The organism is Pseudomonas sp. 3296 (assembly GCF_031456615.1).
GTDB classification, from domain to species: Bacteria; Pseudomonadota; Gammaproteobacteria; order Pseudomonadales; family Pseudomonadaceae; genus Aquipseudomonas; species Aquipseudomonas mucoides.
The window spans coordinates 245,211-271,872 of the sequence record NZ_JAVDUY010000009.1 but is presented as its reverse complement, the minus strand read 5'-3'; the positions used below and the strand labels follow the sequence as shown (position 1 = coordinate 271,872).

The 26,662-nt window shown below is 56.8% G+C and carries 22 protein-coding genes and 4 tRNA genes; 18 read left to right on the top strand and 8 right to left on the bottom strand.

Annotated features, from left to right (window positions below; genetic code table 11):
* Positions 1 to 128: 128 nt before the first annotated feature.
* Positions 129 to 1,283, top strand: coding sequence for an MFS transporter (locus J2X66_RS25005; RefSeq protein WP_027925389.1), 1,155 nt, complete (start codon positions 129 to 131; stop codon positions 1,281 to 1,283).
* A gap of 4 nt (positions 1,284 to 1,287) precedes the next feature.
* On the opposite strand, the gene nhaR is transcribed toward J2X66_RS25005, so the two are convergent.
* Complete coding sequence (gene nhaR, locus J2X66_RS25000) at positions 1,288 to 2,187, bottom strand: transcriptional activator NhaR (protein ID WP_310269926.1); 900 nt, start codon at positions 2,185 to 2,187, stop codon at positions 1,288 to 1,290.
* Between the two features lie 135 nt (positions 2,188 to 2,322).
* Here nhaR and J2X66_RS24995 point away from each other — a divergent pair, with 135 nt between their 5' ends.
* Both J2X66_RS24995 and J2X66_RS24990 read left to right on the top strand, forming a co-directional pair.
* Positions 2,323 to 2,565, top strand: a complete 243-nt coding sequence (locus J2X66_RS24995; protein WP_140667852.1) for a hypothetical protein — start codon at positions 2,323 to 2,325, stop codon at positions 2,563 to 2,565.
* Positions 2,566 to 2,591: 26 nt separating this feature from the next.
* Entirely contained in the window at positions 2,592 to 3,341 is a 750-nt protein-coding gene (locus J2X66_RS24990; RefSeq protein WP_310269922.1) for a TerC family protein, read from the top strand.
* A gap of 74 nt (positions 3,342 to 3,415) precedes the next feature.
* Here J2X66_RS24990 and J2X66_RS24985 read toward each other — a convergent pair whose 3' ends face one another.
* The gene (locus J2X66_RS24985; protein WP_310269919.1) at positions 3,416 to 3,586 is read right to left on the bottom strand and encodes a hypothetical protein; all 171 of its coding nucleotides are present in this window, start codon (positions 3,584 to 3,586) and stop codon (positions 3,416 to 3,418) included.
* Positions 3,587 to 3,808: 222 nt separating this feature from the next.
* On the opposite strand from J2X66_RS24985, the gene J2X66_RS24980 reads away from it, so the two are divergent.
* The 3 genes from J2X66_RS24980 (at position 3,809) to J2X66_RS24970 (ending at position 5,015) form a co-directional block, all read left to right on the top strand.
* The gene (locus J2X66_RS24980) at positions 3,809 to 4,480 is read left to right on the top strand and encodes a peptidase C39 family protein (protein ID WP_310269916.1); all 672 of its coding nucleotides are present in this window, start codon (positions 3,809 to 3,811) and stop codon (positions 4,478 to 4,480) included.
* A 95-nt stretch (positions 4,481 to 4,575) separates the two neighbouring features.
* Positions 4,576 to 4,782, top strand: a complete 207-nt coding sequence (locus J2X66_RS24975) for a DUF6021 family protein (RefSeq protein ID WP_027925384.1) — start codon at positions 4,576 to 4,578, stop codon at positions 4,780 to 4,782.
* Between the two features lie 17 nt (positions 4,783 to 4,799).
* A complete protein-coding gene (locus J2X66_RS24970; protein ID WP_310269913.1) occupies positions 4,800 to 5,015 on the top strand; it encodes a hypothetical protein in 216 nt (71 codons plus the stop codon).
* Positions 5,016 to 5,061: 46 nt separating this feature from the next.
* On the opposite strand, the gene pbpG is transcribed toward J2X66_RS24970, so the two are convergent.
* The gene (gene pbpG, locus J2X66_RS24965; protein WP_310269907.1) at positions 5,062 to 6,000 is read right to left on the bottom strand and encodes a D-alanyl-D-alanine endopeptidase; all 939 of its coding nucleotides are present in this window, start codon (positions 5,998 to 6,000) and stop codon (positions 5,062 to 5,064) included.
* A 223-nt stretch (positions 6,001 to 6,223) separates the two neighbouring features.
* Positions 6,224 to 7,078, bottom strand: coding sequence for a bifunctional methylenetetrahydrofolate dehydrogenase/methenyltetrahydrofolate cyclohydrolase FolD (gene folD, locus J2X66_RS24960; RefSeq protein ID WP_027925381.1), 855 nt, complete (start codon positions 7,076 to 7,078; stop codon positions 6,224 to 6,226).
* A 274-nt stretch (positions 7,079 to 7,352) separates the two neighbouring features.
* Here folD and J2X66_RS24955 point away from each other — a divergent pair.
* From J2X66_RS24955 to J2X66_RS24940, 4 genes are all read left to right on the top strand, one after another.
* Positions 7,353 to 7,429, top strand: a tRNA-Arg gene (locus J2X66_RS24955).
* Between the two features lie 32 nt (positions 7,430 to 7,461).
* Positions 7,462 to 7,537: transfer RNA gene (locus J2X66_RS24950), tRNA-His, on the top strand.
* A 57-nt stretch (positions 7,538 to 7,594) separates the two neighbouring features.
* Positions 7,595 to 7,679, top strand: a tRNA-Leu gene (locus J2X66_RS24945).
* Positions 7,680 to 7,755: 76 nt separating this feature from the next.
* Positions 7,756 to 7,831 (top strand) — tRNA-His (locus J2X66_RS24940).
* A 262-nt stretch (positions 7,832 to 8,093) separates the two neighbouring features.
* Here the strand turns inward: J2X66_RS24940 and J2X66_RS24935 are convergent.
* Positions 8,094 to 9,632: an alginate O-acetyltransferase AlgX-related protein gene (locus J2X66_RS24935; protein WP_310269902.1), complete on the bottom strand. Its 1,539-nt coding sequence runs from the start codon at positions 9,630 to 9,632 to the stop codon at positions 8,094 to 8,096.
* Positions 9,633 to 9,640: 8 nt separating this feature from the next.
* Positions 9,641 to 11,140, bottom strand: a complete 1,500-nt coding sequence (locus tag J2X66_RS24930; RefSeq protein WP_310269899.1) for an MBOAT family protein — start codon at positions 11,138 to 11,140, stop codon at positions 9,641 to 9,643.
* Between the two features lie 1,030 nt (positions 11,141 to 12,170).
* Between J2X66_RS24930 and tig the strand changes: the two genes are divergently transcribed.
* The 7 genes from tig to J2X66_RS24895 all read left to right on the top strand — a co-directional run bounded on the left by tig (position 12,171) and on the right by J2X66_RS24895 (position 21,760).
* Positions 12,171 to 13,481, top strand: a complete 1,311-nt coding sequence (tig, locus tag J2X66_RS24925) for a trigger factor (RefSeq protein ID WP_310269897.1) — start codon at positions 12,171 to 12,173, stop codon at positions 13,479 to 13,481.
* Between the two features lie 93 nt (positions 13,482 to 13,574).
* Positions 13,575 to 14,210 (top strand): ATP-dependent Clp endopeptidase proteolytic subunit ClpP, encoded by a 636-nt coding sequence (gene clpP / locus J2X66_RS24920; protein WP_027926070.1) that lies wholly within the window; start codon positions 13,575 to 13,577, stop codon positions 14,208 to 14,210.
* Between the two features lie 112 nt (positions 14,211 to 14,322).
* Positions 14,323 to 15,606, top strand: coding sequence for an ATP-dependent Clp protease ATP-binding subunit ClpX (gene clpX, locus J2X66_RS24915; protein WP_007946893.1), 1,284 nt, complete (start codon positions 14,323 to 14,325; stop codon positions 15,604 to 15,606).
* A 161-nt stretch (positions 15,607 to 15,767) separates the two neighbouring features.
* Positions 15,768 to 18,164 (top strand): endopeptidase La, encoded by a 2,397-nt coding sequence (gene lon, locus J2X66_RS24910; protein WP_027926069.1) that lies wholly within the window; start codon positions 15,768 to 15,770, stop codon positions 18,162 to 18,164.
* A 149-nt stretch (positions 18,165 to 18,313) separates the two neighbouring features.
* Positions 18,314 to 18,586 carry an HU family DNA-binding protein gene (locus J2X66_RS24905; RefSeq protein ID WP_027926068.1) on the top strand — a complete coding sequence of 91 codons (273 nt, stop codon included), beginning with the start codon at positions 18,314 to 18,316 and terminating at the stop codon, positions 18,584 to 18,586.
* Positions 18,587 to 18,819: 233 nt separating this feature from the next.
* Complete coding sequence (locus J2X66_RS24900) at positions 18,820 to 20,691, top strand: SurA N-terminal domain-containing protein (protein ID WP_310269886.1); 1,872 nt, start codon at positions 18,820 to 18,822, stop codon at positions 20,689 to 20,691.
* A 229-nt stretch (positions 20,692 to 20,920) separates the two neighbouring features.
* Complete coding sequence (locus J2X66_RS24895; protein ID WP_310269882.1) at positions 20,921 to 21,760, top strand: DUF2242 domain-containing protein; 840 nt, start codon at positions 20,921 to 20,923, stop codon at positions 21,758 to 21,760.
* 343 nt (positions 21,761 to 22,103) lie between these two features.
* On the opposite strand, the gene J2X66_RS24890 is transcribed toward J2X66_RS24895, so the two are convergent.
* Positions 22,104 to 23,144 carry an AraC family transcriptional regulator gene (locus J2X66_RS24890; protein WP_310269879.1) on the bottom strand — a complete coding sequence of 347 codons (1,041 nt, stop codon included), beginning with the start codon at positions 23,142 to 23,144 and terminating at the stop codon, positions 22,104 to 22,106.
* A gap of 3 nt (positions 23,145 to 23,147) precedes the next feature.
* Positions 23,148 to 24,278: a carbon-nitrogen hydrolase family protein gene (locus tag J2X66_RS24885; RefSeq protein WP_310269875.1), complete on the bottom strand. Its 1,131-nt coding sequence runs from the start codon at positions 24,276 to 24,278 to the stop codon at positions 23,148 to 23,150.
* A 209-nt stretch (positions 24,279 to 24,487) separates the two neighbouring features.
* Between J2X66_RS24885 and J2X66_RS24880 the strand changes: the two genes are divergently transcribed.
* Positions 24,488 to 26,527, top strand: a complete 2,040-nt coding sequence (locus J2X66_RS24880) for an NADPH-dependent 2,4-dienoyl-CoA reductase (protein WP_310269872.1) — start codon at positions 24,488 to 24,490, stop codon at positions 26,525 to 26,527.
* Positions 26,528 to 26,662 lie beyond the last annotated feature (135 nt).

The following is a 26,662-nucleotide window of genomic DNA, read 5'->3' as shown; positions in this document are numbered from 1 at the left end:
TCCACCAGATAAGCAGGTTCATGCAACCTGCTTTGGACACACTCTGTTAAGATTCGCCATCCTCATTTTCAAGTCTGCCAGTGGGCCTTCGGGCTATTCGCTGGTGTCGTCGTTTTCTGGAGTTGTGCATGCTGTTGCCCATTCTTCTGTTGTCCGCCGCCGGTTTCACGGTGCTGACCACGGAGTTCGTCATCGTCGGCCTGTTGCCGGCCATCGCCCGCGACCTTGAAGTCAGCATCCCGCAAGCGGGTTTGCTGGTGACGTTGTTCGCCTTCACCGTCGCCGCTTTCGGGCCGTTCCTGACTGCGTACTTCGCCCGCTTTGAACGCCGCAAGCTGTTCATTTCAGTGTTGATCATGTTCGGTCTGGCCAACACCCTCGCAGCGTTTGCGCCGAATATCTGGGTGATGGCCTTCGCCCGGTTGATTCCCGCACTCGGGTTGCCGGTGTTCTGGGCCCTGGCCAGCGAGACGGCGGTGGACATTGTCGGGCCGGACTACGCCGGGCGGGCCATTGCCAAGATAGGTTTCGGCATTGTCTGCGCCACGGTGTTCGGCATTCCGGTGGGCACGCTGATTTCCGATGCGTTCGGCTGGCGCAGTGCGTTTGGCATTCTGGCGGTCATCGCCTTTGCCAAGGCCTTGCTGCTGTTTATCTATCTGCCGAAAACCAACCTGCATCAGCATCAGGTGAGTTTCCGCTCGCAATTCAAGATCCTGCGCAGCCCACTGATGATCGGCCATGTGCTGCTGTCGATTGTGGTCTTCAGCGGCATGTTTACCGCGTACACCTACCTGGCGGACATCCTTGAGCGTCTCGCCGGTTTCAACGGCACGGTGGTCGGTTGGTGCTTGATGGGCTTCGGCGCGGTCGGGTTGATCGGTAACTCGCTGGGCGGTCGCGCGGTGGACCGTCATCCGCTGATTGCTTCGGTGATGTTTTGCGCGTTCATGATTGCCGGCCTGGTGGCGCTGGTGCCGAACATTCATTCGCCCCTCGGTCTGGCGGCGGCGATGGGCATCTGGGGCGTGACGCAGGCGGCGCTGTTCCTGGTCAGCCATGTGCGCCTGATGAAAGCGGCGCCCGAAGCGCCTGCGTTCGCCGCCTCGCTGAACATTGCCGGGGCCAACCTCGGCATCGGTCTGGGCGCGATGGTCGGCGGCCGGGTGATCGACAACTTCGGTCTGCAAGGCCTTGGCTTTGCGGCCGCCGCTTTTATCCTCGCCTCAATCCTGCTGGCGATTGCGCTGATGACCTTCAAACCACGTGAAATCTGCGCCTGAAGTTTTACAGTTCGGTGAACAGCTCGCGTCGGGCACCTTCAGTAATGGCGACAATGCCAGGGTGCTTGACCTTGCGTTCCACTGAAATGGCGTAGAACGACTCGGTCACGGCGTCGGTCTGGCCAATTACCTGCACGCCATATTGGCGTTTCACTTCATCGGCAATCACGCTCGGGCCGATGAAGATCCCGCTGCCGGACTGACCAAACGCCTGCATCAACGCGCTGTCATCGAACTCGCCAACAATGCGCGGCTGAATCTGCTGCTCGGCGAACCAGCGCTGCAAGCGGTTACGCACCACGGTTTCCGGCCCCGGAATCAACAGCGGTGCACCGTGCAGGCTGCGAGGGAAATCCAGGCCGTACTGTGCGGCCAGTTCCGCCGTGGCGAAGAAGCTGATCCCGCATTCCCCGAGTTTCTGACTGTAGCCCTTGATGTCCAGGTGCGAGGGCATCGGGCTGTCGGAAATCACCATGTCCAGACGCTGGATCGCCAGGTCGGCGAGCAAGCGTTCGAGCTTGTCTTCGCGGCAGGTGATGCGCAGCGGCTCGCTCAATTCCATGGTCGGCGCGATCAGCCGATAAACGATGGACTTGGGCACAACGTCGGCGACACCGACCCGAAACTGAATCTGCTGCTCGTTGGGTTGCGCTCGCAACATCAATTCCAGTTCGCCACCCAGCTGAAACATTTGCTCGGCGTAGGGCAGGGCCTGACGCCCCGCCTCGGTGAGTTCAAGTTGCCGGCCGACCCGTTGAAACAACTCGATGCCGTAGGTCTGCTCGAGCAGGGAAATCTGCCCGCTGATGGTCTGTGGTGTCAGGTTCAACTGCTCGCAGGCGCGCACGATGCTGCCGGTCTTGGCCACCACCCAGAAATAATGCAATTGCCGATAGTTGAGCATGAAGATCTACAGTTCGTTAAAACCGAAGTATAACCGCTAAAAATACGAATTTTCCTGAAGTGTTTGCCTCCCTAGAATGCGTCGCTATCAACGGGCCATTGTATTGGTGCCGTTTGTTCTAACGAGGGAAGCATCATGAAGATCACCACCACGGCTGTGCTGTTCGCGTCTTTACTGGTACTGGCCGGTTGCGACCAGGCCGAAAAAAGCGCTCAGCAACTAATGGGCAAGGCTGCTGAAAGCGCCAAACAGGCCATCGACGATACGCACAAAGCCGCCGAACAAGCGCTCAGCGACGCCACCGGCGGCCTGATCAGCAAGAAAGAATCAGCGGGCGAAGACAAAGAAAAAACTGAAGCTTCGTCCCAGGAAATCTAACGTCTAATACGAGTCAGGACTGACCCATGGAATACCTTTTAGAACTTGCTGCAAGCCCTACCGCCTGGGTCGCCCTGGCCACGTTGATTGTCATGGAGATTGTGCTCGGCATCGATAACCTGATCTTCATCTCGATCCTGACCAATAAACTGCCCGAGCAACATCGGCAGAAAGCCCGCCGCATTGGTATCGGCATGGCGTTGATCCTGCGTTTGGGTCTGTTGAGCACCATCGCGTTTATCGTCCAGTTGACGGCGCCTGTGATCGAAGTCCTCGGCCAAGCGTTCTCCTGGAAGGACATGATCCTGATTGCCGGCGGCCTGTTCCTGCTGTGGAAAGCCACCACCGAGATCCATCACAGCATGGATCCGGCACCGGAAGATCCGAAGTCGGCGACGTCGACCGTGACCCTGGGCTTTGCCGCTGCAATCGGGCAGATCCTGATGCTGGACATGGTGTTTTCCATCGACAGCATCATTACGGCGGTCGGCATGACCGAGCATTTGCCGATCATGATCATCGCGGTGGTGGTGTCGGTGTTGGTGATGTTGCTGGCGGCTGATCCGTTGGCCAGGTTCATCAACGACAACCCGACGGTGGTGATGCTGGCGCTGGGCTTCCTGATCATGATCGGCATGACGCTGATCGCCGAAGGCTTCGGCGCCCATGTACCCAAAGGCTACGTCTATGCGGCCATGGCGTTCTCGGCAACGATCGAGTGCTTGAACATGATGTCGCGTCGGGCCAAGCAGAAGCGCATCACTGCTGATGCTTGATGGGCTGTAAATGAAAGGCCGCCTGAATACGAAAGTGTTCAGGCGGCCTTTTTTTTGAAGACGGAAATTGCCACTCAGTGCACGGTGGCGTGACGGACAGCGGACTTTTTGCTGGTTTCTTCAGGTGTTGATTGAATCGGGTGGTGATGGTGCCGCCGGGTAATGCGCAGGACTCCCCACAACATGGCGGCGGCAACGGCCAGCCAGCCGGAAATCAACATCACGATCGTCATTGTCAGGCTCATCGTGCCTCCTCTTCGCCCTGCATCGGGCACACACACTATGCCACTGACAGTCTAGTCGGTGCTGTGTGTCAGACAATTGACCAAAGGTCGCCTGTCACTAACCAGTTCGCTCTATCGAATGCAGGCAGCTGCCGGTTAAGGCTATACCGCCGTCGCGCGGCATCCTATGATCGACAGCCTAGCCGGGAGCCTGTTGCCTGGCGTCTGAACAAGAGAGTGAAGATGGAGCGGGTATTTTCTCGAATTCGCATGGCGGCGCTGATTGTGGGCTGTGTGGCCGGGTTGGCAGGATGCGCCGGGAGCGTTGCGCCGCAGATCAAGCGTCTGCCGGAACGGGTGGAACTCAGCGGTACGTTCTATCGCGGGCAAGCCTTTCAAAGCGGACCGCAAGTACTGGCCAGCCTGTTGGCGCAGCAGGGCATTGTGATTACCCCGGGATTGCTGGAAAAACCCCTGCATGTGCCGGGCGCCGAAGACCAGTTAGAGCAGAATATGCAGAACCTGGCCCGCGAATACGGGATGGTGGTTTATCCCCTCGACAGCGCGTTGCCCGCACTGCTGACTCAGGTTGCCGCCGGCTATCCGGTGATGGTGCGCTTCACTGAAGGCACCGCGCTCTGGGCTGAGCCGCGCTACGCCATTCTCGCCGGGTACAACCGCAAGAAGCAGACCGTGCTGCTGCGCGCAGGTATGAATCACCGGAACATGATGAGCTTCAGTTCGTTTGAATCGTCGTTCAAGGACGCGGGCGGCTGGGCCGTACTGATCCAGAAGCCGAACCAGATTCCGGCCAACGTCGATCAGCAGCGCTGGCTGAAGGCTGCGAATGATCTGGGGCAAGCGGGTCAGGAGCAAGCGGCGGCGCGGGCCAAGAAGGCACTGACCACGCAGTGAGTGTCCGTTCGTCATTTTGCAGGGCACTGCTGCGTGCGGCGGCTCTCTAAAGGACAGGGCCCGGATTTGTCCGGGCCATATCCAAGGAGGCGCCCATGGCACATTCCACTACCCCAGTCGGCCCGCACTCGTCTGAGCACTCTTCGGGCGATGAGTTGGGATTCGATCCCGATTCGCCGGACCTCGCCGACCCCCAGGTCGACCCCATCGGTCCTGCCAAGGCGCCCAGGGACGTGAAGCCGGGCGACAACCCCAAGGCACCAGCGAAGCCCTACGATCCCCTCGCTGACCTGAAACCCTGAGCCCTGATGAGGTGCTTATGTCTACCGATTCGAGTTTCGACGACAAACGTCCGGACAGCGTTCCTACCACGCCCCAAGAAGACATTGACCCGGTCATGGATCCGGACAGCCCGTTGCGCGATCCTCTGGCCAGGCCCGTGGTGGTGTCGACGGAACATCCGCATGATTGGAGAGATCCGAGCAAGGGAGATGGCATTCCGGATGACGATCAGATGCCGCTACCCAATGACTGACAAACGCCAGGCGAAAAAAAGCCCCGGAGGTGCGGGGCTTTTTTGTTTATTTTGAGGCTTCAACCACGCCGCTCTGGCGGTGCTTGAGGTTCTTGTCGGATTTGTACTGCAAGGCAACGGATGGAACCTCTGCGCCCTTGCCGGTTTCGACCCAGTTGCGGATACGGGTGGCGTCGGCAAAGTGGGTGTACTTGCCATAGGCATCGAGGATGACCAGCGCAACCTGGCGATTACCCATGCTGGTCACCAGCACCAGGCAGTGACCCGCTTCGTTGGTGAAGCCGGTTTTCGTCAGCTGGATATCCCAGTCCGGTTTGCGTACCAAATGGTCTGTATTGCGGAAACCCAGGCTGTAGTTGGGTTTACGGAACGACACGGTTTTTTCCTTGGTGGTACTCAGCTCGGTCAGCAGCGGGTACTTGTGCGCAGCCACCAGCAGTTTGCTCAGGTCACGGGCAGTGGACACGTTACGCGGGGACAGGCCGGTCGGTTCGACGAAGTGGGTGTTGACCATACCCAGCGCCTTGGCCTTGGCGTTCATCGCGGCGATGAAGGCAGCATAGCCGCCCGGATAGTGGTGGGCCAGGCTCGCTGCGGCGCGGTTTTCCGAAGACATCAGGGCAATCAGCAGCATTTCCTTGCGGGGCATTTCGCTGTTGAGTTTGACCCGGGAAAACACACCCTTCATTTCCGGGGTATCGCTGATATTGATGTTGATGTATTCGTCCATGTTCTGTCGGGCTTCAACGATGACCAGGCCGGTCATCAGTTTGCTGACAGACGCAATCGGCACCACCACGTCAGGGTTGCTGGCGTAGATGATTTTGTTCGTCTGCATATCCATGACTAATGAGCTGCCCGAAGCAAGTTTGAGATGTTGTGCATCTCGCGGCGCAGCGGTGGTATCGCCAGCGCTGGCGATTGGCGTGATGAAAGTCCCTGTAACTGCAAAAAATAGGCTCAGGATGGAAAGACGGATTTTCACGCTGGCAGACTCATTATGTGTTGATAAGCCGTTTTGTAACGGGCTATTTCGTAAAAGCGCGACATTCTGGAGTATGGCTGAATAACTGTCGATGGTTGTTCAAGTAACAGGTGAAAGTCCTGTGAAACATGAAAAAAATGTCATTTTCAGGCGAATGGCAGGGCTTTTTCTTCAGGCAAAAAGAACCCCGCCATGGGCGGGGTCGTTTTACATGCTTTGGAACTCAGCTGTGCAGGGTTTCCGCCGCATACAGTGTGTTTTCCAGCAGGCAGGCACGGGTCATCGGGCCAACGCCGCCAGGAACAGGGGTGATCCAGCCAGCGCGGGGCAGGGCGGTTTCGTAGATCACGTCGCCGACCAGTTTGCCATCTTCCTGGCGGTTGATCCCGACGTCGATCACGATCGCGCCTTCCTTGATCCACTCACCCTTGACCAGGCCCGGTTTGCCAGCGGCCACCACCACCAGATCGGCACGGCCCACGTGGCCGGCCAGATCCTTTGTAAAGCGGTGGGTGACGGTCACGGTGCAACCGGCCAGTAACAATTCCATCGCCATCGGGCGACCGACAATGTTGGACGCCCCGACAATCACTGCATCCATCCCGTAAAGATCGGCGCCGGTGCTTTCCAGCAGGGTCATGATGCCTTTAGGGGTGCAGGGGCGCAGCAGTGGAATACGCTGGGCCAGGCGACCGACGTTATAAGGATGGAAACCGTCGACGTCTTTGTCCGGGCGGATGCGCTCCAGCAACTTGGAGGCGTCCAGGTGTTCAGGCAGAGGAAGCTGAAGCAGAACGCCGTCGATTGCCGGGTCGTCGTTCAAGCGATCGATCAGATCGGTCAGCGCTTCTTGAGTGGTTTCGGAAGGCAGGTCATAGGCTTGGGATATAAAGCCGACCTCTTCACAGTCTTTACGCTTGTGCGAGACATAAACCTGAGAGGCGGGATCGCTGCCGACCAGGATCACCGCGAGGCCGGGTGTACGCAAGCCTTGCTCGCGACGCTCGGCAACTCGTTTGGCGATCTGCTGGCGCAGGCTGGCGGCGATCGATTTGCCGTCGATTAGTTGTGCAGTCATTGCGCGTGATTAACCATCGAGAGGGGAAAAAAAGAGAACACATTCTCGCATGTCATGAGGTGAGGGCAAAGGCGCTTGGTCTGCAAATTCCCCTAACTCCTTTAATTAAATGAATTTTTTTTAAAAAGGATTTGACGACCCTCAGGGGGCTCTATACTATTCGTCGCACTTGTCGGGCACAGCCTAGCACTGGTTAGGAAGGTCAAGCGGAGCTACGGTTTCGCGAGGCTGGAAAGCACTTAGTTTGTAGTCCTCCAAGAGTACAAATTACAAGGCGCCCGTAGCTCAGCTGGATAGAGCATCCGCCTTCTAAGCGGATGGTCGCAGGTTCGAGTCCTGCCGGGTGCGCCATTAGGCAGCTTTGGCACAAGTAGCGCAATATGGTGGGCGTAGCTCAGTTGGTAGAGCACGGGATTGTGACTCCCGTTGTCGAGGGTTCGATCCCCTTCGTCCACCCCATATTTCGAAAGGCGCCAGATTAACAGTCTGGCGCCTTTGCTTTAACAGCTTCAACCCGCGGATGTGGTGGAATTGGTAGACACACTGGATTTAGGTTCCAGCGCCGCGAGGCGTAAGAGTTCGAGTCTCTTCATCCGCACCAAATAAAGCTTCATTCATGCCGATTGGCTTGGTTGGGGTCAGCAGGGAAGTTATTTACTTCTTTGTCACGCAATATGGTGGGCGTAGCTCAGTTGGTAGAGCACGGGATTGTGACTCCCGTTGTCGAGGGTTCGATCCCCTTCGTCCACCCCATATTCGAAAGGCGCCAGACTTAACAGTCTGGCGCTTTTTTTTTGGTTTGAAAGCGGCGCGGGCCTGAAAAGTGCTGCGTCTTTTTTGTTCATGCTTTTGCGTCACGGCATCCCGTCGGTATCGCTCAGTGTTTGGCGAGGCGTAGAAGGGGGGCTGAGGTGTTGTAGCGGGGAGGGGGCGTTGCCTTGGTTGCGCCGGGAGTTAGTGCTCAATTCTTGTGCCGCCCTTCGATGAGAGGGGCGGGGTTGTGCGGTTGCGCTACCTATAGAGAGCCAGGGGCTTTCAGACCGAAGCTGGGATTAATTAGCTTGAAGTGAGAGCAGGCGTTTTGTGCGTCGATATCAATGCGAACCCGGTTGATAGTCGCGCCGGTATTCCATTTTGGTATCGTGCGAAGATCAATCTGATGTCGCCCTGTCGGGGCTGAAAATCTCGCGCTGTGCGCTTCATCGTATGAGGCTTGTCCAGCTTCAAGCCAAAATAGCTGTAGCGGAACTGATGCTGTGTTGTCAGAGCAGGTCAGGTCGATGTTCAGGTGTTGCGGGGTTGTCTGTGTGGTCGTATTTGAGAGTGCGAAATCAACAAAGGCATCGGTTCCGTTGATTTGATAATCGTTCTTGGACGGGCCTTGTATCAGGTCGTGAACGCCTACTGGCGTCGACGTTTTGGTGGCTTTGAATTCGCTGCTGTCGGCGTTGAAGGCCGGAGGTGGGTAAATGGCAAACCACGGTGTTCTCGCGGCGCGTTCGACAACAGTAACGAACACATAATCCGGCTTCCATTTTTCAACGAGTTCGGCAAAGCGGCCGCCGGGCTTGATTGCCTCGCTCCAGTGAAGTTGGAGTACTTCGCTAAACGTCGCGTCCATGAGCGGCGACAGGGAGTTGCCATATGAATCTCTCAGCCAAAGTACCTTTTTATTATTGAGTGCCCCTGCAGAAGTAACCAGTAGCGGTGTCATCGGCGAGGCAACCACTGGATTGCCACCTTTGGCAAGGATCTGTTTGGTGTCGAAATCGGTTTGAGTGGTTTCTACCGCTGGCATTGATCCGTTCAAGACTGGATTGCGTTCGGAAAGGCTTCCTTGGAGTCGAAGAAATTTCGCCAGATCGCCGCCAATCCCCGGGTCGACTCGAAGTAACTCATACGCTTTCTCTGATGGCCATCTCAGCTCGGATGTGCTTTTTTCGATCTGTTGGGAAAAGGCATGGAACGCGACTCCGGCACCCAGGGCATTCCAATGGGTATCGGTTTTGTAATATAGAACTTCTTCGTGCGTCTCTTTGGCGTTTAGTAGTGCTGGCCTGAGATCAACAAAATGCTCTCCATTCGTTTGTGCGAACAAAGTGTCAATGGGGTTGGAGGGTGTTGGCTTGGCCCAGTTCGGCATGTGTTCCGGGTAAATGGTGCCTTTGTTTGGTCCGACCATAATTCGGAAGGCCTTTACACCTTTGCTGGCAAGGTAAGCGTCCCACGCTTCTGTGGCAGCCCCGATTTCCTTGGCGAGTTGGATATCGCTCTCCGTCGCGGGACGCCTGTCATCGGACAGGGTCGCTTGATAAAGGTCTCCTAGATAAAGCCAGCCATCCTTTCCGATGATCACTTGTTTCGGATCTGTGCTGATCCCGAATGGGTACAGCGCTGACGCTGTCCAGCGGGATGCGAAGTCCATGTTGTAAAGGAAGGCCTTTTCCTGCAGGTGAATGGCGTCCCGATTCGGTGCAGTCATTATGTTGATAGCTGGAACTGCAAGCAGTGCCAGGGCAGTCGAGATTAAAAAAGCGAATACGCTACGTTTCATAGGGGGCATCAAAAGTTGAAGTAAAGGAAGACTGAGCTGGTAGCCGCTAGCGTGAAGCATATCGCCACTGAGAATAGGACGGCGCTGTAGGTCACCTTCCATCGTCCGATCGCCCCGGTTGCCATTTCCATTGAGTTCTTTTGGGCGATGATCGTAAAAGCGATGATGATTGCCGCGAAAGTAGGTAGTTGGCCGACAAGGCTTGCGGGTGTTACCTGTAATGCCAGGTCTGACAGCCATCCGCCCCAGGCCAGGTCTGATGTCGGAACGGGTGCGCTGGTGTGGCCAAAGGCGGAGCGGAAGTCGACCATTCCGCTGAGTACTCGCCACGCATCATCCATTGTTTTGGCGCGGAAAAAGACCCATGTGATGTTGACAAACATGAAGGTGACGAACCAGGCCAGTGCCGGTGTCATCGGGCGGCGCAAGCGTGCCCAGAAACGATGGATTACAAGGGCTGCGCCATGCATGGCTCCCCAAATCACGAACATCCAGGTGGCGCCGTGCCATAGGCCGCCCAGAACGAATGTGGCAAACAGGTTGAAATAAGTACGATATTCTCCAGAGCGATTTCCGCCTAAAGGAATATAAAGATAATCGCGAAGAAAGTTGCTCAGCGTGATGTGCCAGCGCCGCCAGAAGTCCTGGATACTCAGGGCTTTGTAGGGTGAGTTGAAGTTTATCGGTAGCCAGACATTAAATAGCAGGGATGCCCCGATGGCCATGTCGCAATAGCCACTGAAGTCAAAATAAAGCTGGAAGGTATAGGAAAGGCTTGTGGCCCAGGCGGCAAAGAAGCCAAGCGTCTGGCCGCCATCAAATCCTGCTGTTGCCCAGACCGCAAAATGATCTGCAATGACCACTTTTTTGAAAAGGCCTATCGAAAAGATAAACAGGCCTTTTAGGATGTTAGGATATCTGCGGGTCAGCGTCCAGCGTGAGGAGAACTGCGGCATTATCTGGCGATGATGAACGATCGGGCCGGCAATCAGGTGCGGGAAAAATGTCACGAACAGCGAGTAATTCAGCAGGTCATACTCGGCCGTTTCGCCTCTGTAGCTGTCCACCAGGTAAACAATTTGAGTGAAGGTGAAGAAACTGATAGCCAGTGGCAGCAGTATATGAGGGAGCGGGAAATTCGTGCCTGCAATAATATTAATATTACTTAGCAGAAAGTCAGTGTATTTAAAGTAGCCCAGTAACAGTAAGTTGGCGGCGATACCCGTCGTCAGAACTATTTTTCTGTTGGCGCCATGGTGGGGTTTTTTAGTCTCCCGAAGAGACTGTTCGTGCGCTTGGGCGAGTCCGGTGCCTATCGCAAAATTCAAAAAAATTGAACCAAGGATAAGGGGTAGGTACTGGACATCCCAGTACGCATAAAAGAACAGGCTTGCTGCAACCAGCCAGACCTTTCCTGCGGTAATCAGGCGTCGATGATTTAGCCAAAAGTATACAAAAAACGAAATCGGCAGAAAAATCAGAATGAACTGCCATGAGCTAAAAATCATGTGAGATGAGGCCGGCTAGGGTTTATGAGTTCGGTAGGCATATATCGAGGACCGCTCAGCAATAAACGCAGAGGGTTGTACTACCGATATGAGGGTCTGGATGCTGCATTCGAGCGGGGGGGGAGTAGTTATGCCCAACCCGTTTCGCGGCACGATTACAGTCAATTTTGGACGAGGCACATGGTATCGTCGCCTTGGGGCGAAGTCCACAATGCAGGGGGGCTTTTTGCTTGTAGGGTATCTGTGGTTAGCAGGCAGTATTGCTGGTGTGATGTTTCGCTTTTTTTCCTTGTTGTTGCCTGTTACTTGAACTTGGCAATTCCTAACTTGATGACTGAAATGGTGTTCGGAAACAGGCCGGCTTTTTCACTCTGTCTTTGTTACGGGTGATCTCGGCTGCACCTTGTCTCTGTAGGAAGTGGATGCGGCTTAAAAATGCACAGCGTACAAACGTGCGTTTTGTAAATCCATAACGTGTACAATGCCGGGCTTTTGGGGGACTGCTGGTTTTTGATGATTGGCTTATGCTGTTGATTTTTGTGGTGTTTCTATAGCTTAATAGCGCTTTGGTCCGCAACGTGGGAGATTTCTGGTCTCTCCGTCTACCCAAGCAAACAGCTGAGCTGCTAGCAGATTGCGGCGTGGTACCTGAAAAGGGCTGCGCCGTTTTTGTTCCGCAAGCCAAAATTTTGCGGCCGCGGTTTCCGGGGTTGAGAAGGGTGGAACGGGTTATCGTATTTGTGTTGCTCGATGATGCCGATTCGCCCGTCGGTCTCCTTGTGGGGTCGACTGTCAGGGGATGGATTGCCGATGCCTTCTATATATAGAAGGATTGGTGCAGAGCCCTGGCGTGACTGGCTGTATTTGCAAACAGGGCGAGGCACAACCGTTTGTCCCCGCCTATTAACTGCCTGCTGCGTTTTTACCCGTTTTCAGTAGGGTGACTTCTTGAGTTTGACCCACTAGAATGCATGCCCTTGATTCTGGGGTCGGAAACGGCCGGCTAACGTCTGTGCAACGAGGAATATCCATGCAAGTTTCTGTTGAAAATACTTCTGCTCTTGAGCGCCGCATGAGCATCACCGTGCCGGCTGAGCGCATCGAGACTCAGGTCAACAAGCGTCTGCAGCAGACTGCCCAAAAGGCCAAGATTGCTGGCTTCCGTCCAGGCAAAGTGCCAATGAGCGAAATCAAGCGCCGTTTCGGTGCTGATGCGCGTCAAGAAGCCGTGGGCGATGTGATCCAGTCTTCTTTCTACGAAGCTGTTGTTGAGCAAAAGCTGAACCCGGCTGGCGCACCTTCGATCGAGCCTAAGTCGATTGAAGCGGGCAAGGACCTGGAATACGTCGCTATTTTCGAAGTGTTCCCTGAGTTCACCGTTGCCGGTTTCGAAGGTATCACCGTAGAGCGCCTGAGCGCTGACGTGGCTGATGCCGATCTGGACAAAATGCTGGACATCCTGCGCAAGCAGAACACCCGTTTCGAAGTGACCGATCGCGCTGCCCAGAACGAAGATCAGTTGAACATCGATTTCGTCGGCAAGGTTGACGGTGAAGTGTTCGCTGGCGGTTCTGCCAAAGGTACTCAGCTGGTGCTGGGTTCCGGCCGCATGATCCCTGGCTTCGAAGACGGTCTGGTTGGCGCTAAAGCTGGCGAAGAACGTGTTCTGAACCTGACTTTCCCAGCTGACTACCAGAACCTGGATCTGGCTGGTAAGACTGCCGAGTTCACCGTAACCGTGAACACTGTTTCCGAGCCAAAACTGCCAGAGCTGAACGAAGAGTTCTTCGCTCAATTCGGCATCAAGGAAACGGGTCTGGAAGGCTTCCGCACCGAAGTGCGCAAGAACATGGAGCGCGAACTGCGTCAGGCGATCAAATCCAAGGTCAAGAATCAGGTAATGGATGGTCTGCTGACCACCAACCCGATCGAAGTGCCTAAGGCTCTGCTGTCCAACGAAGTTGACCGTCTGCGCGTGCAGGCTGTTCAGCAGTTCGGCGGCAACATCAAGCCTGACCAACTGCCGGCCGAGCTGTTCGAAGAACAAGCCAAGCGCCGCGTCGTACTGGGTCTGATCGTGGCTGAAGTGGTCAAGCAATTCGACCTCAAGCCTGACGAAACCCGCGTTCGCGAAATGATTCAGGAAATGGCTTCGGCCTACCAAGAGCCCGAGCAGGTTGTGTCCTGGTACTACAAGAACGACCAGCAACTGAACGAAGTTCGTTCGGTTGTGCTGGAAGAACAAGTTGTGGATACTGTTCTGCAGAAAGCTAGCGTGACCGACAAATCGGTCTCTTACGAAGAAGCAGTCAAGCCGGTAGAAGCTCCACAAGCCGACTGATTGTTTTTGCGGTAAGAAGCACACACCATAAGCCAGCCTTCGTGCTGGCTTATGCGTATTCAAGACATAACTATTTGGGAGTGACTGCAGAGCATGTTCCGTAATTCGTATATTCAGCAGAACTCTGATATCCAGGCCGCAGGCGGCCTGGTCCCGATGGTTGTCGAGCAGTCTGCTCGTGGCGAGCGCGCCTATGACATCTACTCGCGCCTTCTCAAGGAACGAGTGATCTTTCTGGTTGGTCCGGTAGAGGACTACATGGCCAACCTGATCTGTGCGCAATTGCTGTTCCTTGAAGCGGAAAACCCGGACAAGGACATCCATCTCTACATCAACTCGCCGGGCGGTTCGGTGACTGCGGGCATGTCGATCTACGACACCATGCAGTTCATCAAGCCAAACGTGTCGACCACCTGTATCGGTCAAGCGTGCAGCATGGGCGCGTTCCTGTTGACAGCCGGTGCGCAGGGCAAGCGTTACTGCCTGCCGAACTCGCGTGTGATGATTCACCAGCCTCTGGGCGGTTTCCAGGGCCAGGCTTCGGATATCGAAATCCATGCCAAGGAAATCCTCTTCATTCGTGAGCGCCTGAACACGCTGATGGCCAAGCATAGCGGGCGCACTCTTGAAGAAATCGAGCGCGACACCAACCGCGACAATTTCATGAGTGCAGAAGCAGCGCGTGATTACGGGTTGATCGATGAAGTGATCAGCCAGCGCCCCGCTTAAAATAAGCAGCTCAAAATAAGGTTGGTCGGCAGGTCCGACCACCTGCGGGCTTGAAAAAGCCCGCAATAGCCTTCATCTTGTGTTGCAAGCCTATCGGATTTGGATCGAACGAATGACTGACACCCGCAACGGCGAGGACAACGGCAAGCTGCTCTATTGCTCCTTCTGTGGCAAAAGCCAGCATGAAGTACGCAAATTGATTGCCGGCCCCTCGGTCTTTATCTGCGACGAGTGCGTCGACCTGTGCAATGACATCATCCGAGAGGAGGTGCAGGAAGCCCAGGCCGAAAGCAGCGCGCATAAATTGCCTTCGCCTAAAGAAATCAGCGGCATCCTTGATCAGTATGTGATTGGTCAGGAGCGTGCGAAAAAGGTTCTGGCCGTAGCGGTTTACAACCACTACAAACGCCTGAATCAGCGTGACAAAAAGAATGACGACGTCGAACTCGGCAAGAGCAACATCTTGCTGATCGGTCCGACAGGCTCGGGTAAAACCCTGCTTGCCGAAACACTGGCTCGTTTGCTGAACGTTCCGTTCACCATTGCCGACGCAACCACCCTCACCGAGGCGGGTTACGTGGGTGAAGATGTCGAGAACATCATTCAGAAGCTGCTGCAGAAGTGCGATTACGACGTAGAAAAAGCCCAGATGGGCATTGTCTACATCGACGAAATCGACAAGATTTCGCGCAAGTCTGACAACCCGTCGATCACCCGGGACGTTTCCGGTGAAGGCGTGCAGCAGGCCCTGCTCAAGTTGATCGAAGGCACGGTCGCTTCCGTTCCACCTCAGGGTGGTCGCAAGCATCCGCAGCAGGAATTCCTTCAGGTCGACACCCGTAACATCCTGTTCATCTGCGGTGGTGCGTTCTCCGGTCTGGAAAAGGTTATTCAAAACCGCTCCACCAAGGGCGGCATCGGTTTCAACGCGGAAGTGCGCAGCAAGGAAGAAGGCAAGAAAGTCGGTGAGTCCCTGCGTGAAGTCGAGCCTGACGATCTGGTCAAGTTCGGTCTGATCCCGGAGTTCGTCGGTCGTCTGCCGGTACTTGCCACACTGGACGAGCTTGATGAGGCTGCGCTGATGCAGATTCTCACCGAGCCGAAAAATGCTCTGACCAAGCAGTATGCCAAGCTGTTCGAGATGGAAGGCGTGGACCTGGAATTCCGGGCCGACGCACTGAAATCGGTCGCCAAACGTGCCCTGGAACGCAAGACCGGTGCCCGCGGACTGCGCTCGATTCTCGAAGGTGTATTGCTCGACACTATGTATGAAATCCCCTCGCAGTCCGAGGTGAGCAAAGTAGTGATCGACGAAAGCGTTATAGAAGGCAAGTCCAAGCCACTGTATATCTACGAAAACAGTGAGCCTGCTGCCAAGGCCGCGCCAGACGCTTAAGCGTCACGCAGCTGGTACAAAGCGGGGGCCTTCGGGCCCCTTTGCTTTTACTGCGTTTTATCACTGTCTTTGCGCTTGTTTTTTTTGAAGGCAGCCCCCATCTTGGTTTCAAGCTTACTTCCATCTGTTTCCGGCCTTATGGCCGCCGTAGAGGCGAAATCATGAAGACAACCATCGAATTGCCTCTCCTGCCATTGCGTGATGTTGTGGTTTATCCGCACATGGTTATCCCGCTGTTCGTGGGGCGCGAGAAATCCATCGAAGCCCTCGAGGCTGCGATGACGGGCGACAAGCAGATCCTTCTGCTGGCTCAGAGAAACCCTGCTGACGATGATCCCGGTGAAGATGCACTTTATCGCGTAGGTACGATTGCGACCGTTCTGCAGCTGCTCAAGCTGCCTGACGGCACTGTAAAGGTTCTGGTCGAAGGCGAGCAGCGGGGCGCCGTGGAGCGCTTCAGCGAAGTGGACGGCCACTGCCGTGCCGAAGTCTCGTTGATCGATGAGGTCGACGCGCCTGAGCGCGAGTCGGAAGTGTTCGTTCGCAGCCTGCTGGCTCAGTTCGAACAATATGTGCAGTTGGGCAAGAAAGTCCCCGCTGAAGTCCTGTCGTCGCTCAACAGCATCGACGAGCCAGGCCGCCTGGTCGACACCATGGCCGCTCACATGGCCCTGAAGATCGAACAGAAGCAGGAAATCCTCGAAATCATCGATTTGTCGGCCCGGGTCGAGCACGTCTTGGCGTTGCTGGATGCCGAGATCGACCTGCTGCAAGTCGAAAAACGCATTCGCGGTCGCGTCAAAAAACAAATGGAGCGCAGTCAGCGCGAGTACTACCTGAATGAGCAGATGAAGGCCATTCAGAAGGAGCTCGGCGACAGCGACGAAGGCCACAACGAAATCGAAGAGCTGAAAAAGCGCATCGATGCTGCCGGCCTGCCGAAAGATGCCTTGGCCAAAGCCCAGGGTGAGCTGAACAAGCTGAAACAAATGTCACCAATGTCCGCAGAAGCGACCGTGGTGCGTTCGTACATCGACTGGCTGGTTCAGGTGCCTTGGAAGGCTCAGAGCAAAGTGCGCCTGGATCTTGCGCGCGCTGAAGACATTCTCGATGCAGACCACTACGGTCTGGAAGAAGTCAAGGAGCGGATCCTCGAATACCTCGCCGTGCAAAAACGCGTGAAGAAAATTCGTGGCCCGGTGTTGTGCCTGGTAGGTCCTCCTGGTGTGGGTAAAACTTCGCTGGCGGAGTCGATTGCCCACGCCACCAACCGCAAATTCGTGCGCATGGCCCTCGGTGGCGTGCGTGACGAAGCCGAAATTCGTGGTCATCGCCGTACTTACATCGGTTCGATGCCAGGAAGATTGATTCAAAAGATGACAAAAGTGGGCGTTCGTAACCCGCTGTTCCTGCTCGATGAAATCGACAAAATGGGCAGCGACATGCGTGGCGATCCGGCGTCGGCGTTGCTGGAAGTGCTCGATCCCGAGCAGAACCACAACTTCAACGATCACTACCTGGAAGTCGACTACGACCTGTCCGATGTGATGTTCCTCTGCACCTCGAACTCCATGAACATTCCGCCAGCCTTGCTGGACCGGATGGAAGTGATTCGCCTGCCGGGCTACACCGAAGACGAAAAAATCAACATCGCCGTGAAATACCTCTCGCCCAAGCAGATCACTGCCAACGGCCTGAAGAAAGGCGAGCTGGAATTCGACGCCGAAGCGATCCGCGACATTATCCGCTACTACACCCGCGAAGCCGGTGTACGCGGGCTGGAGCGCCAGATTGCCAAGGTCTGCCGCAAGGCGGTCAAAGAACATGCGATGGAAAAACGCTTCTCGGTGAAAGTGACGGCCGAGATGCTCGAACACTTCCTGGGCGTGCGTAAATTCCGCTACGGCCTGGCCGAATCGCAGGACCAGATCGGTCAGGTGACCGGGTTGGCGTGGACGCAAGTAGGCGGCGAACTGCTGACGATCGAAGCCGCGGTCGTTCCGGGCAAGGGCCAGCTGATCAAGACCGGTTCCCTGGGTGATGTGATGGTCGAATCGATCACCGCAGCACTGACCGTGGTCCGCAGTCGTGCGAAGAGCCTGGGGATTCCTCTGGACTTCCACGAGAAGCGCGACACGCATATTCACATGCCGGAAGGGGCGACCCCCAAGGACGGCCCTAGCGCCGGTGTGGGCATGTGCACGGCCCTCGTGTCGGCACTGACCGGGATTCCGGTGCGCGCAGATGTTGCGATGACAGGTGAAATCACCTTGCGTGGCCAGGTGCTCGCAATTGGCGGCTTGAAGGAAAAACTGCTCGCTGCTCACCGTGGCGGGATCAAGACAGTGATCATTCCTGAAGAAAACGTACGCGATCTGAAGGAAATTCCTGACAATATCAAGCAAGATCTGCAGATTAAACCGGTTAAATGGATTGACGAGGTCCTGCAAATTGCGCTGCAATACGCGCCGGAGCCCCTGCCTGATGTGGCTCCAGAGATCGTTGCAAAGGATGAAAAACGCGAGTCTGACTCTAAGGAAAGAATTAGCACGCATTAGTACGCATTTGGCCGGGTGGCTTCCTTGACAGCTTTTTAGAGCCCTTGTTATAAAGCGGCTCTTAAGTGTCTGTAGGCCATTCAGCACTCGTTTTTGTTTTCACCAAAAAAACTTAGAATCATACTCAAATAGATATAAGGGGACTTAGAGTGAACAAGTCGGAACTGATTGATGCTATCGCCGTATCTGCGGACATCTCCAAAGCCAGCGCTGGTAAAGCCCTGGATGCAGTAATCGAATCCGTCACTGGCGCTCTCAAGGCTGGCGACTCCGTTGTTCTGGTTGGTTTCGGTACTTTCTCCGTCACTGATCGTCCAGCTCGTATCGGTCGTAACCCACAGACCGGTAAGACTCTGGAAATCGCAGCAGCCAAAAAACCAGGTTTCAAAGCCGGTAAAGCACTGAAAGAAGCTGTCAACTAAGTTCGATTCAGGTTTTTGCCTATCCGGGTCGGGGTCATGCCTGACCTGGCAGCGGAGCGGTAGTCCAGTCGGCAAGTTGCCGGTCCGAGACGCCGAGGGTCGCATGTTCGAACCCTCGGTCCGCTCCGTCAGTTACGAGAAGGCGCATCCTCGGATGCGCCTTTCTTCTATCCGGATTCTACCCACGCTCCACGGTTGCCTAATTTTGAAGTTCAACCGTTTCTGGGGGACGCATGCTGCAGAATATCAGGGACAATTCACAAGGCTGGATTGCCAAGACCATTATCGGGGTCATCGTTGCACTGATGGCTTTGACCGGTTTCGATGCCATTTTCAAGGCCACTACGCACAGCAATGATGCGGCCAAGGTCAATGGCGAAGAAATCAGCCAGAACGAGCTGAGCCAGGCGGTTGATATGCAACGCCGTCAGCTCATGCAACAGCTGGGCAAGGATTTCGACGCTTCATTGCTCGATGAAAAAATGCTGCGCGAATCGGCCCTCAAAGGCTTGATCGATCGCAAATTGCTGCTGCAAGGCGCACAGAACTCGAAGTTCGCTTTCTCCGAAGCTGCCCTGGACCAAGTGATCCTGCAGACGCCTGAATTTCAGGTCGACGGCAAGTTCAGCCCGGAGCGTTTCGACCAGGTGATCCGTCAGCTCGGCTACAGCCGTATGCAGTTCCGCCAGATGCTGGCTCAGGAAATGCTGATCGGTCAGCTGCGCGCTGGCCTGGCCGGTAGCGGTTTTGTCACTGACGCTCAGGTACTGGCCTTCGCCCGTCTGGAAAAACAGACCCGCGATTTCGCTTCCCTGAACGTCAAGGCTGACCCGGCGGCTGTGAAGCTGACCGACGAAGAAGTCAAAGCCTACTACGACGAACACGCCAAGGAGTTCATGACGCCGGATCAGGTGGTCATCGACTACCTGGAATTGAAGAAGGCTTCCTTCTTTGATCAGGTCACCGTCAAGGACGAAGACCTGCAAGCGGCGTATCAGAAAGAAACCGCGAACCTGTCCGAACAACGTCGGGCTGCGCACATTCTGATCGAAGTGAACGACAAAGTGACCGAGGCGCAAGCCAAGGCCAAGATCGAAGACGTGCAGGCACGCCTGGCTAAAGGCGAGAAATTCGAGGCACTGGCCAAAGAGTTCTCCCAGGATCCGGGTTCGGCCAACAATGGCGGTGACCTCGGTTACGCAGGTCCTGGCGTCTACGACCCGGCCTTTGAAAAAGCCCTGTATTCGCTGGCCAAGGATCAAGTTTCCGAGCCGGTTCGTACCGACTTCGGTTTCCACCTGATCAAGCTGTTGGGTGTGGAAGCACCTGAAGTGCCGACGTTTGCCAGCCTGAAAGACAAGCTGACCCGCGAGCTGAAAACCCAGCAAGTCGAGCAGCGTTTCGTCGAGGCGACCAAGCAACTGGAAGACGCCTCGTTCGAAGCGTCCGATCTGGCCCAGCCGGCGCAAGACCTGAAGCTGACCATCCACACTTCCAAGCCATTTGGTCGTGAAGGCGGTGAGGGCATTGCGGCCAACCGTGCAGTAGTAACCGCTGCGTTCAGTCCTGAAGTGCTGGATGAGGGTGCCAACAGCACCGCCATCGAACTCGATCCGGAAACCGTGATCGTGTTGCGCGCCAAGGAACACCTGAAACCCGCACAGCTGCCGCTGGAAGCCGTTAACACGGCCATCCGCACGCAATTGGCCAAGGAGCACGCCAGCTCTGCCGCCAAGACCAAGGCTGAACAGCTGATTGCCAGCCTGCGCGACGGCAAGACCCCGCTGGATAAGGCGATCGACGGCCAGAGCTGGAAAGTGACCGAAGCGGCTACCCGCGCTCAGGAAGGGGTTGACCCAACTGTGTTGCAGGCGCTGTTCCGGATGCCCAAGCCTGCCGCCAAGGACAAGCCGACCTTCAGCAACGTGACCCTGGCCGATGGTAGCCTGGTGATCGTGCGTCTGAACAACGTGAACGAAGCGGCCGCGCCGACCGAAGAAGAGAAGGCTCAATACCGCCGCTTCCTCGCCTCGCGCATTGGTCAGCAAGACTTCGCGGCTTACCGCAAGCAGCTGGAAAGCGAAGCGGACATCAAGCGTTATTGATGCCTGATTGAGCGCCTCGCTACACAAGGACCCCGGCCGAAAGGCCGGGGTTTTTTATGCCTGAACGGAACGTGAAACGGTTATCCGTCGCCGGAAACGGGTGTGGAGCGACCTTTTCCCGCCAATGGGAGTCTTTACACTTGTATCTGTTTTAAGACACTAATCGATGCTCCGCTAAGCATCGATCTGTTGCACAATACGCCCCGGACCGTTTTCCTCAGGATGTTCAATGTTTAAATCAATTCCCATGCGTCTCGTCGGGTTGGCACTGGTGCTCGCTGCTGCTGCCGGCTGCTCCTCCAAGAAAGCCGCGATTTATGAGCATGAGAACTTCGCTGACTCCGGCACCTTTTCGCGCAACTACCCCGTGAGCGATGCGCAGACCTGCGAAGCCGCCCGCCGTGCGTTGCTCAGCCAGGGTTACATCATCACCAGCAGCGACCCCAAGCTGATCAGCGGACACAAGAGTTTCCAGCAGACCGGCGACACGCACATGGAGATCAGCTTCAGTGTGGTCTGTGCCGATGACGGCAGCGAAGGGCACCACGCGACCATGTTCGCCAACGCCTTGCAGGACCGCTATGCACTGAAGAAAACCAACAACTCCGCCAGCCTGGGTGTCGGTGTGTTGGGCTCGGTGTCGATGCCGATCGGCTCATCCGACGACTCGATGGTCAAGGTCGCCAGCGAAACCGTTTCGTCGGCCAAGTTCTACGAGCGTTTTTTCACCCTGGTCGAATTGTTCCTGCCTCCGGAAGCGAAGAAAGCCGCACACATCGTCGAGAAGCCGAAGACAGACCTGGGCGTGCCTGAAGCCAAAGTGGCGCCTGCAGCGTTGACGCCAACGCCTGTGGAGCAGACGCCAGCACCAGCACCCGCACCGGCTGCTGAGCCTGCACCGGTCCCTGCGGCCTCTGAACCGATTGCTCCGCCGGCCGAGACCGCACCGATTGCCCCAGCACAAAACGGTGAACCGGCACCGACCGCAGATGCGGTCACGCCGCCACCACCGTCGGACCTGCCGCCCCCTAGCGAGCCGATTCCGGCCATGCCCATCTCTGGTCAGTAAGCGTTTATCTACGGGGTCGGGTCAGACGACACCGATCCTGTAGGCGCTAAACGTTGATCTGCGTCAGTCAGGCCTTAGTCCTACAGCCTGTATCGAAAAAATCCTGTGATAAATTCCTGACCGACTGCTACGTTTTATTGAGTAGCCGCTGAGCGGTGCGCCCGCGTCATTTTTCTTTCACGGGGGCACTTTATGCTCAAGGCGCTGGTCATTTATTCAGGCATTTTTTTAACGAGCGCTGGGGGATTCAAAAATGGACGATTATCAAGAAGAACTGCTCGAGTACCAGGCGTTTGAACTGGACCCGCTAGAGCCCGCCGAAGACGCTACAGAGCTGTAAGCGTCAAGCGGATTGGCGATGGCTGCGGCGAAACTCGCCGGGTGTCTGGCCGTTCCAGCGCTTGAAGGCCCGTTGGAAGGCTTCCGCTGAAGCGAAACCCAACAGGTAGGCGATTTCTCCGAACGCCAGTTCGGTATCGCGGATGTAGGTCATGGCTAGGTCGCGACGGGTGTCGTTGAGAATCGCACGAAATTGCGTGCCCTCTTCGGCCAGTTTGCGGCGCAAGGTCCAGGTGGGCAGCTTCAGGCGTGTCGCCACTTCTTCGAGGTCGGGTTCCCGGCCACCATTGAGCAACGGCCCCAGTAACTGAGTGATGCGTTCACGCAGGCTACGGGTGCGCGTCAGCTGCTCCAGTTCCCGTTCACAGAGTTGCAGCAAATGCCGCCAGGTGCTCGGACAGTGTTCCGGGTTGCGTTGAGCAAGGCTGGCCAGGCTCAGGCGCAGTTGATTGTGCTCGGCAGCAAACTGGATCGGGCAATCGCCCAGCAGGGCATAGGCCTCGCGGTATTGCGGTGCGTCAAATTCGATCTCGATGCGCTCTGCGCGTAGCGGGGCAGGGCTGATGCTCGACAACTGGTGCAACCAGCCGGCGATGATCGAATCCACCACAAAGCGGTTGTAGGCGTTGTAGGGGCTGATGGAATAGAAGCGCAGCCATGCGCCCTGAGCGTCTTCATGGAAGCTAGACTGACCGCGATAGTTGGAGCCGTACAAGGCTTCGAAACGAATCAGGCAGCGTGCGGCCTCCCGAACCGTCGGCGCCTGCGCGGCCGTGACGCCGGCGAGGCCGGCCTGGCTCAGGCGGCTGAGCTGGCCCATGCGCAAACCCAGCGCGGGGTCGTCCGTCAGTTGAATTGCCCCATGGCCCAAACGCATATAGCGCGGAATCGACAGCCGGGCACCGGGCTCCGCCAACCGGGCCGCGTCGAGTCCGTATTGATCGAGCAACGGTTGCGGGTCTACTCCGTGGCTGTGTACGGCATCGGCCAGGCTATGGACGAAACCCACCGATAAATCCCCGAGACGCATCGGTAGCGGTTTCATGGGTCACAACCAGAGGTTCAGCAACCGCGCGCCACGGGCATTGCCATCGGCGAACTGTTGACCATTGTTGCTGAGAAAGCTTTGCCCGGCGCTGCCCTTGTCCCAGAACTGCCCACGCAGGAACACGCTCATACCGGCAATGGCCTGGCTCGCAGGCGGTTGGGCGGTCAAGGTCAAGCGATGCCAGGCCTGACCTTCGCTCAATTCGCCGGGCTTGAGGCTGACGGAGGCGGGTGTCGGCAATCCGCGGTAACCGCGCCACGGCTTATCCCAGGTGTCGCGGCCAATGACGTATGCCGGAACGGCCACCAGTTGGACGCCCTGATCATCGAGCTTGCGGTAATTGTCCGGGTACCAGCTATCGCTGCCGATCAAAACGCCGAGGCGTCCGGCCGGTGTATCGATGACGGTGAGTGCCTGTTGTTCGTTGTCCTTGATGTCTTCAGGCTCCTCGAACACCGGGTGCATCTGGCGTTGAGGCTGGCCTATCGGCAGGCCATCACGACCAAAGATCACACTGCTGTTGTACAGCGCACCGCGGCCGATTTTCAGCGTGCCGTCGATCACGCTGGGTTCCGGCAGCACGATGGTGCCTGCCACCAGCGTCACATGAAATTCCTTCGCCAACCCGCCGAACAGAGCCTGATAATTCTTGGCCATGCCTTTGGCTTTCATCCGCAAATGGGCGTCGTCGATCCGGCTGTCGCCCTTGGCGCTGATCAGTGCACGAACGAACTGCAACGGATTGCTCGCCGCCAGCCAGTTCATCGCTTCCTGGAGCGTCGTCGCCTGGTACAGTTCATCTTTCTCGCCGCTGACCATCAGCCAGGTGCCGACATGTTCGGGCAGCACGACGATGGTCTTGTCGTTCAGCAGGCCCTGATCCTGGGCCTTTTGCAAATAGGCCGCGAGTTTGCGATGAAGGCGTTCAGGGCTTTGATAATCGGTGGGGAAGAGTTCGGGCTGGATGCCCAGCAGGTTGCCGCGATCGGCAGGTGTGCCTTGATCGATGGCCAGGTTGATGCGCAAGTCCGACAGGTAATGGCCCACCGGACGATCCGCGGCCCACATCGCGTAAGTGGTAAGGGCGGCAATGATCGCCATGGAAAAAGTCAGGTACAGAAGTTTGCGCATGGGGAAGCAGTCAACGGCCGTGTGCAGGGTTTGCGGCTAGGGTAGGCCGCCCGTCAGCGCTTGCCAAGGGGCGCTGCGCATTTTGATCATTAACTTGTCAGTTTCGGTCATTGAGTGACAGCGATGCGACTCTTAGTCTGTCCACCATGACTGATGGGAGCCGCAGAGCTCCTGCATTTTTTCCGTGATCGCTCGATGTGGAGTTACAAATGGCCGTCGCTCACTACCCGCACCTTTTGGCCCCGCTGGACCTGGGTTTTACCACGCTGCGCAACCGCACCCTGATGGGGTCGATGCACACCGGTCTTGAGGAGAAACCCGGCGGTTTCGAACGCATGGCGGCGTACTTCGCCGAACGTGCGCGCGGCGGCGTTGGCCTGATGGTGACCGGCGGCATCGGCCCTAACGACGAGGGCGGGGTGTATTCCGGTGCAGCCAAGCTGACCACCGAGGAAGAAGCGCTCAAGCACCAGATCGTGACGCGCGCCGTGCACGAGGCGGGCGGCAAGATCTGCATGCAGATCCTCCACGCCGGGCGTTATGCCTACAGCCCGAAGCAGGTCGCCCCGAGCGCCATCCAGGCGCCGATCAACCCGTTCAAACCCAAAGAGCTGGACGAGGAAGGCATCGAAAAACAGATCAGCGATTTCGTGACCTGTTCGGTACTGGCACAAACCGCCGAATACGACGGCGTCGAGATCATGGGCTCGGAAGGTTATTTCATTAACCAGTTCCTCGCCGCCCACACCAACCACCGCACCGACCGTTGGGGCGGCAGCTACGAAAACCGTATGCGCCTGCCGGTGGAAATCGTCCGTCGCGTGCGTGAAGCGGTGGGTCCGAACTTCATCATTATCTTCCGCCTGTCGATGCTCGACCTCGTGGAAGGCGGCAGCAGCTGGGAAGAAATCGTCACCCTGGCCAAGGCCATCGAACAGGCCGGTGCAACGATCATCAACACCGGTATCGGCTGGCACGAAGCGCGGATCCCGACCATCGCCACCAAAGTGCCGCGCGCGGCGTTCAGCAAAGTCACCGCCAAATTGCGTGGCTCGGTGAGCATTCCGCTGATCACCACCAACCGCATCAACACCCCGGAAGTGGCCGAGCAGATTCTGGCCGAAGGCGATGCCGACATGGTGTCCATGGCGCGTCCGTTCCTCGCCGACCCGGACTTCGTCAACAAGGCCGCTGAAGGCCGCGCAGATGAAATCAACACGTGCATCGGTTGCAACCAGGCGTGCCTGGACCATACCTTCGGCGGCAAGTTGACCAGTTGCCTGGTCAACCCGCGCGCTTGCCATGAAACCGAGCTCAACTACCTGCCGGTGCAGCAGATCAAGAAAATCGCCGTGGTCGGTGCCGGTCCTGCCGGGCTTTCCGCTGCGACGGTGGCCGCCGAGCGCGGGCATCAGGTAACGCTGTTTGATTCGGCCAGCGAAATCGGCGGTCAGTTCAACATCGCCAAGCGCGTGCCGGGCAAGGAGGAGTTCTTCGAAACCCTGCGCTATTTCAACCGAAAATTGCAGACCACCAACGTCGAGGTGTGCCTGAACACCCGCGTCGACGTGGCTCGACTGGTCGAGGGCGGTTACGACGAGATCATTCTCGCCACCGGCATCGCGCCACGGACCCCGGCGATTCCCGGCGTGGAAAACGCCAAGGTGTTGAGCTACCTGGACGTGATCCTGGAGCGCAAACCGGTGGGCAAGCGTGTTGCGGTGATCGGCGCGGGCGGTATCGGTTTCGACGTGTCGGAATTTCTCGTGCACCAGGGCGTCGCCACCAGTCAGGATCGCGACGCGTTCTGGAAGGAGTGGGGCATCGATACTCACCTTGAAGCGCGCGGTGGTGTGGCGGGCATCAAGGCTGAGCCGCATGCACCGGCGCGTGATGTGTTCCTGCTGCAGCGCAAGAAAACCAAGGTCGGCGACGGCCTCGGCAAAACCACAGGCTGGATTCACCGCACGGGGCTCAAGAACAAGCAGGTGCAGATGCTCAACAGCGTCGAGTATTTGAAGATCGACGATGAAGGTCTGCACATCCGCATCGGCGAAACAGGCGAGCCGCAAGTGCTGCCGGTGGACAATATCGTGATCTGTGCCGGGCAGGATCCGCTGCGTGAATTGCAGGACGGGTTGGTTGCGGCCGGGCAGAACGTGCATTTGATTGGTGGTGCGGACGTGGCGGCGGAGCTGGATGCCAAGCGGGCGATCAATCAGGGGTCGCGGTTGGCTGCTGAGTTGTAATCAGCAGGTTTAGCATGCCAATGGCCTTTGCGAGCAGGCTCGCTCCCACAGTGGATCTTCGATGCGATATAGATCGAGTGTGGGAGCGAGCCTGCTCGCGAAGGCGTCCTTGGAGCGATTAGAATGCCGGCTCTT

Bases quoted from the DNA above. Each gene is read 5' to 3' on its own strand.
- J2X66_RS25005 (WP_027925389.1), top strand. From the start codon at position 129: ATGCTGTTGCCCATTCTTCTGTTGTCCGCCGCCGGTTTCACGGTGCTG.
- nhaR (WP_310269926.1), bottom strand. From the start codon at position 2,187: ATGCTCAACTATCGGCAATTGCATTATTTCTGGGTGGTGGCCAAGACC.
- J2X66_RS24995 (WP_140667852.1), top strand. From the start codon at position 2,323: ATGAAGATCACCACCACGGCTGTGCTGTTCGCGTCTTTACTGGTACTG.
- J2X66_RS24990 (WP_310269922.1), top strand. From the start codon at position 2,592: ATGGAATACCTTTTAGAACTTGCTGCAAGCCCTACCGCCTGGGTCGCC.
- J2X66_RS24985 (WP_310269919.1), bottom strand. From the start codon at position 3,586: ATGAGCCTGACAATGACGATCGTGATGTTGATTTCCGGCTGGCTGGCC.
- J2X66_RS24980 (WP_310269916.1), top strand. From the start codon at position 3,809: ATGGAGCGGGTATTTTCTCGAATTCGCATGGCGGCGCTGATTGTGGGC.
- J2X66_RS24975 (WP_027925384.1), top strand. From the start codon at position 4,576: ATGGCACATTCCACTACCCCAGTCGGCCCGCACTCGTCTGAGCACTCT.
- J2X66_RS24970 (WP_310269913.1), top strand. From the start codon at position 4,800: ATGTCTACCGATTCGAGTTTCGACGACAAACGTCCGGACAGCGTTCCT.
- folD (WP_027925381.1), bottom strand. From the start codon at position 7,078: ATGACTGCACAACTAATCGACGGCAAATCGATCGCCGCCAGCCTGCGC.
- J2X66_RS24935 (WP_310269902.1), bottom strand. From the start codon at position 9,632: ATGAAACGTAGCGTATTCGCTTTTTTAATCTCGACTGCCCTGGCACTG.
- J2X66_RS24930 (WP_310269899.1), bottom strand. From the start codon at position 11,140: ATGATTTTTAGCTCATGGCAGTTCATTCTGATTTTTCTGCCGATTTCG.
- tig (WP_310269897.1), top strand. From the start codon at position 12,171: ATGCAAGTTTCTGTTGAAAATACTTCTGCTCTTGAGCGCCGCATGAGC.
- clpP (WP_027926070.1), top strand. From the start codon at position 13,575: ATGTTCCGTAATTCGTATATTCAGCAGAACTCTGATATCCAGGCCGCA.
- clpX (WP_007946893.1), top strand. From the start codon at position 14,323: ATGACTGACACCCGCAACGGCGAGGACAACGGCAAGCTGCTCTATTGC.
- lon (WP_027926069.1), top strand. From the start codon at position 15,768: ATGAAGACAACCATCGAATTGCCTCTCCTGCCATTGCGTGATGTTGTG.
- J2X66_RS24900 (WP_310269886.1), top strand. From the start codon at position 18,820: ATGCTGCAGAATATCAGGGACAATTCACAAGGCTGGATTGCCAAGACC.
- J2X66_RS24895 (WP_310269882.1), top strand. From the start codon at position 20,921: ATGTTTAAATCAATTCCCATGCGTCTCGTCGGGTTGGCACTGGTGCTC.
- J2X66_RS24890 (WP_310269879.1), bottom strand. From the start codon at position 23,144: ATGAAACCGCTACCGATGCGTCTCGGGGATTTATCGGTGGGTTTCGTC.
- J2X66_RS24885 (WP_310269875.1), bottom strand. From the start codon at position 24,278: ATGCGCAAACTTCTGTACCTGACTTTTTCCATGGCGATCATTGCCGCC.
- J2X66_RS24880 (WP_310269872.1), top strand. From the start codon at position 24,488: ATGGCCGTCGCTCACTACCCGCACCTTTTGGCCCCGCTGGACCTGGGT.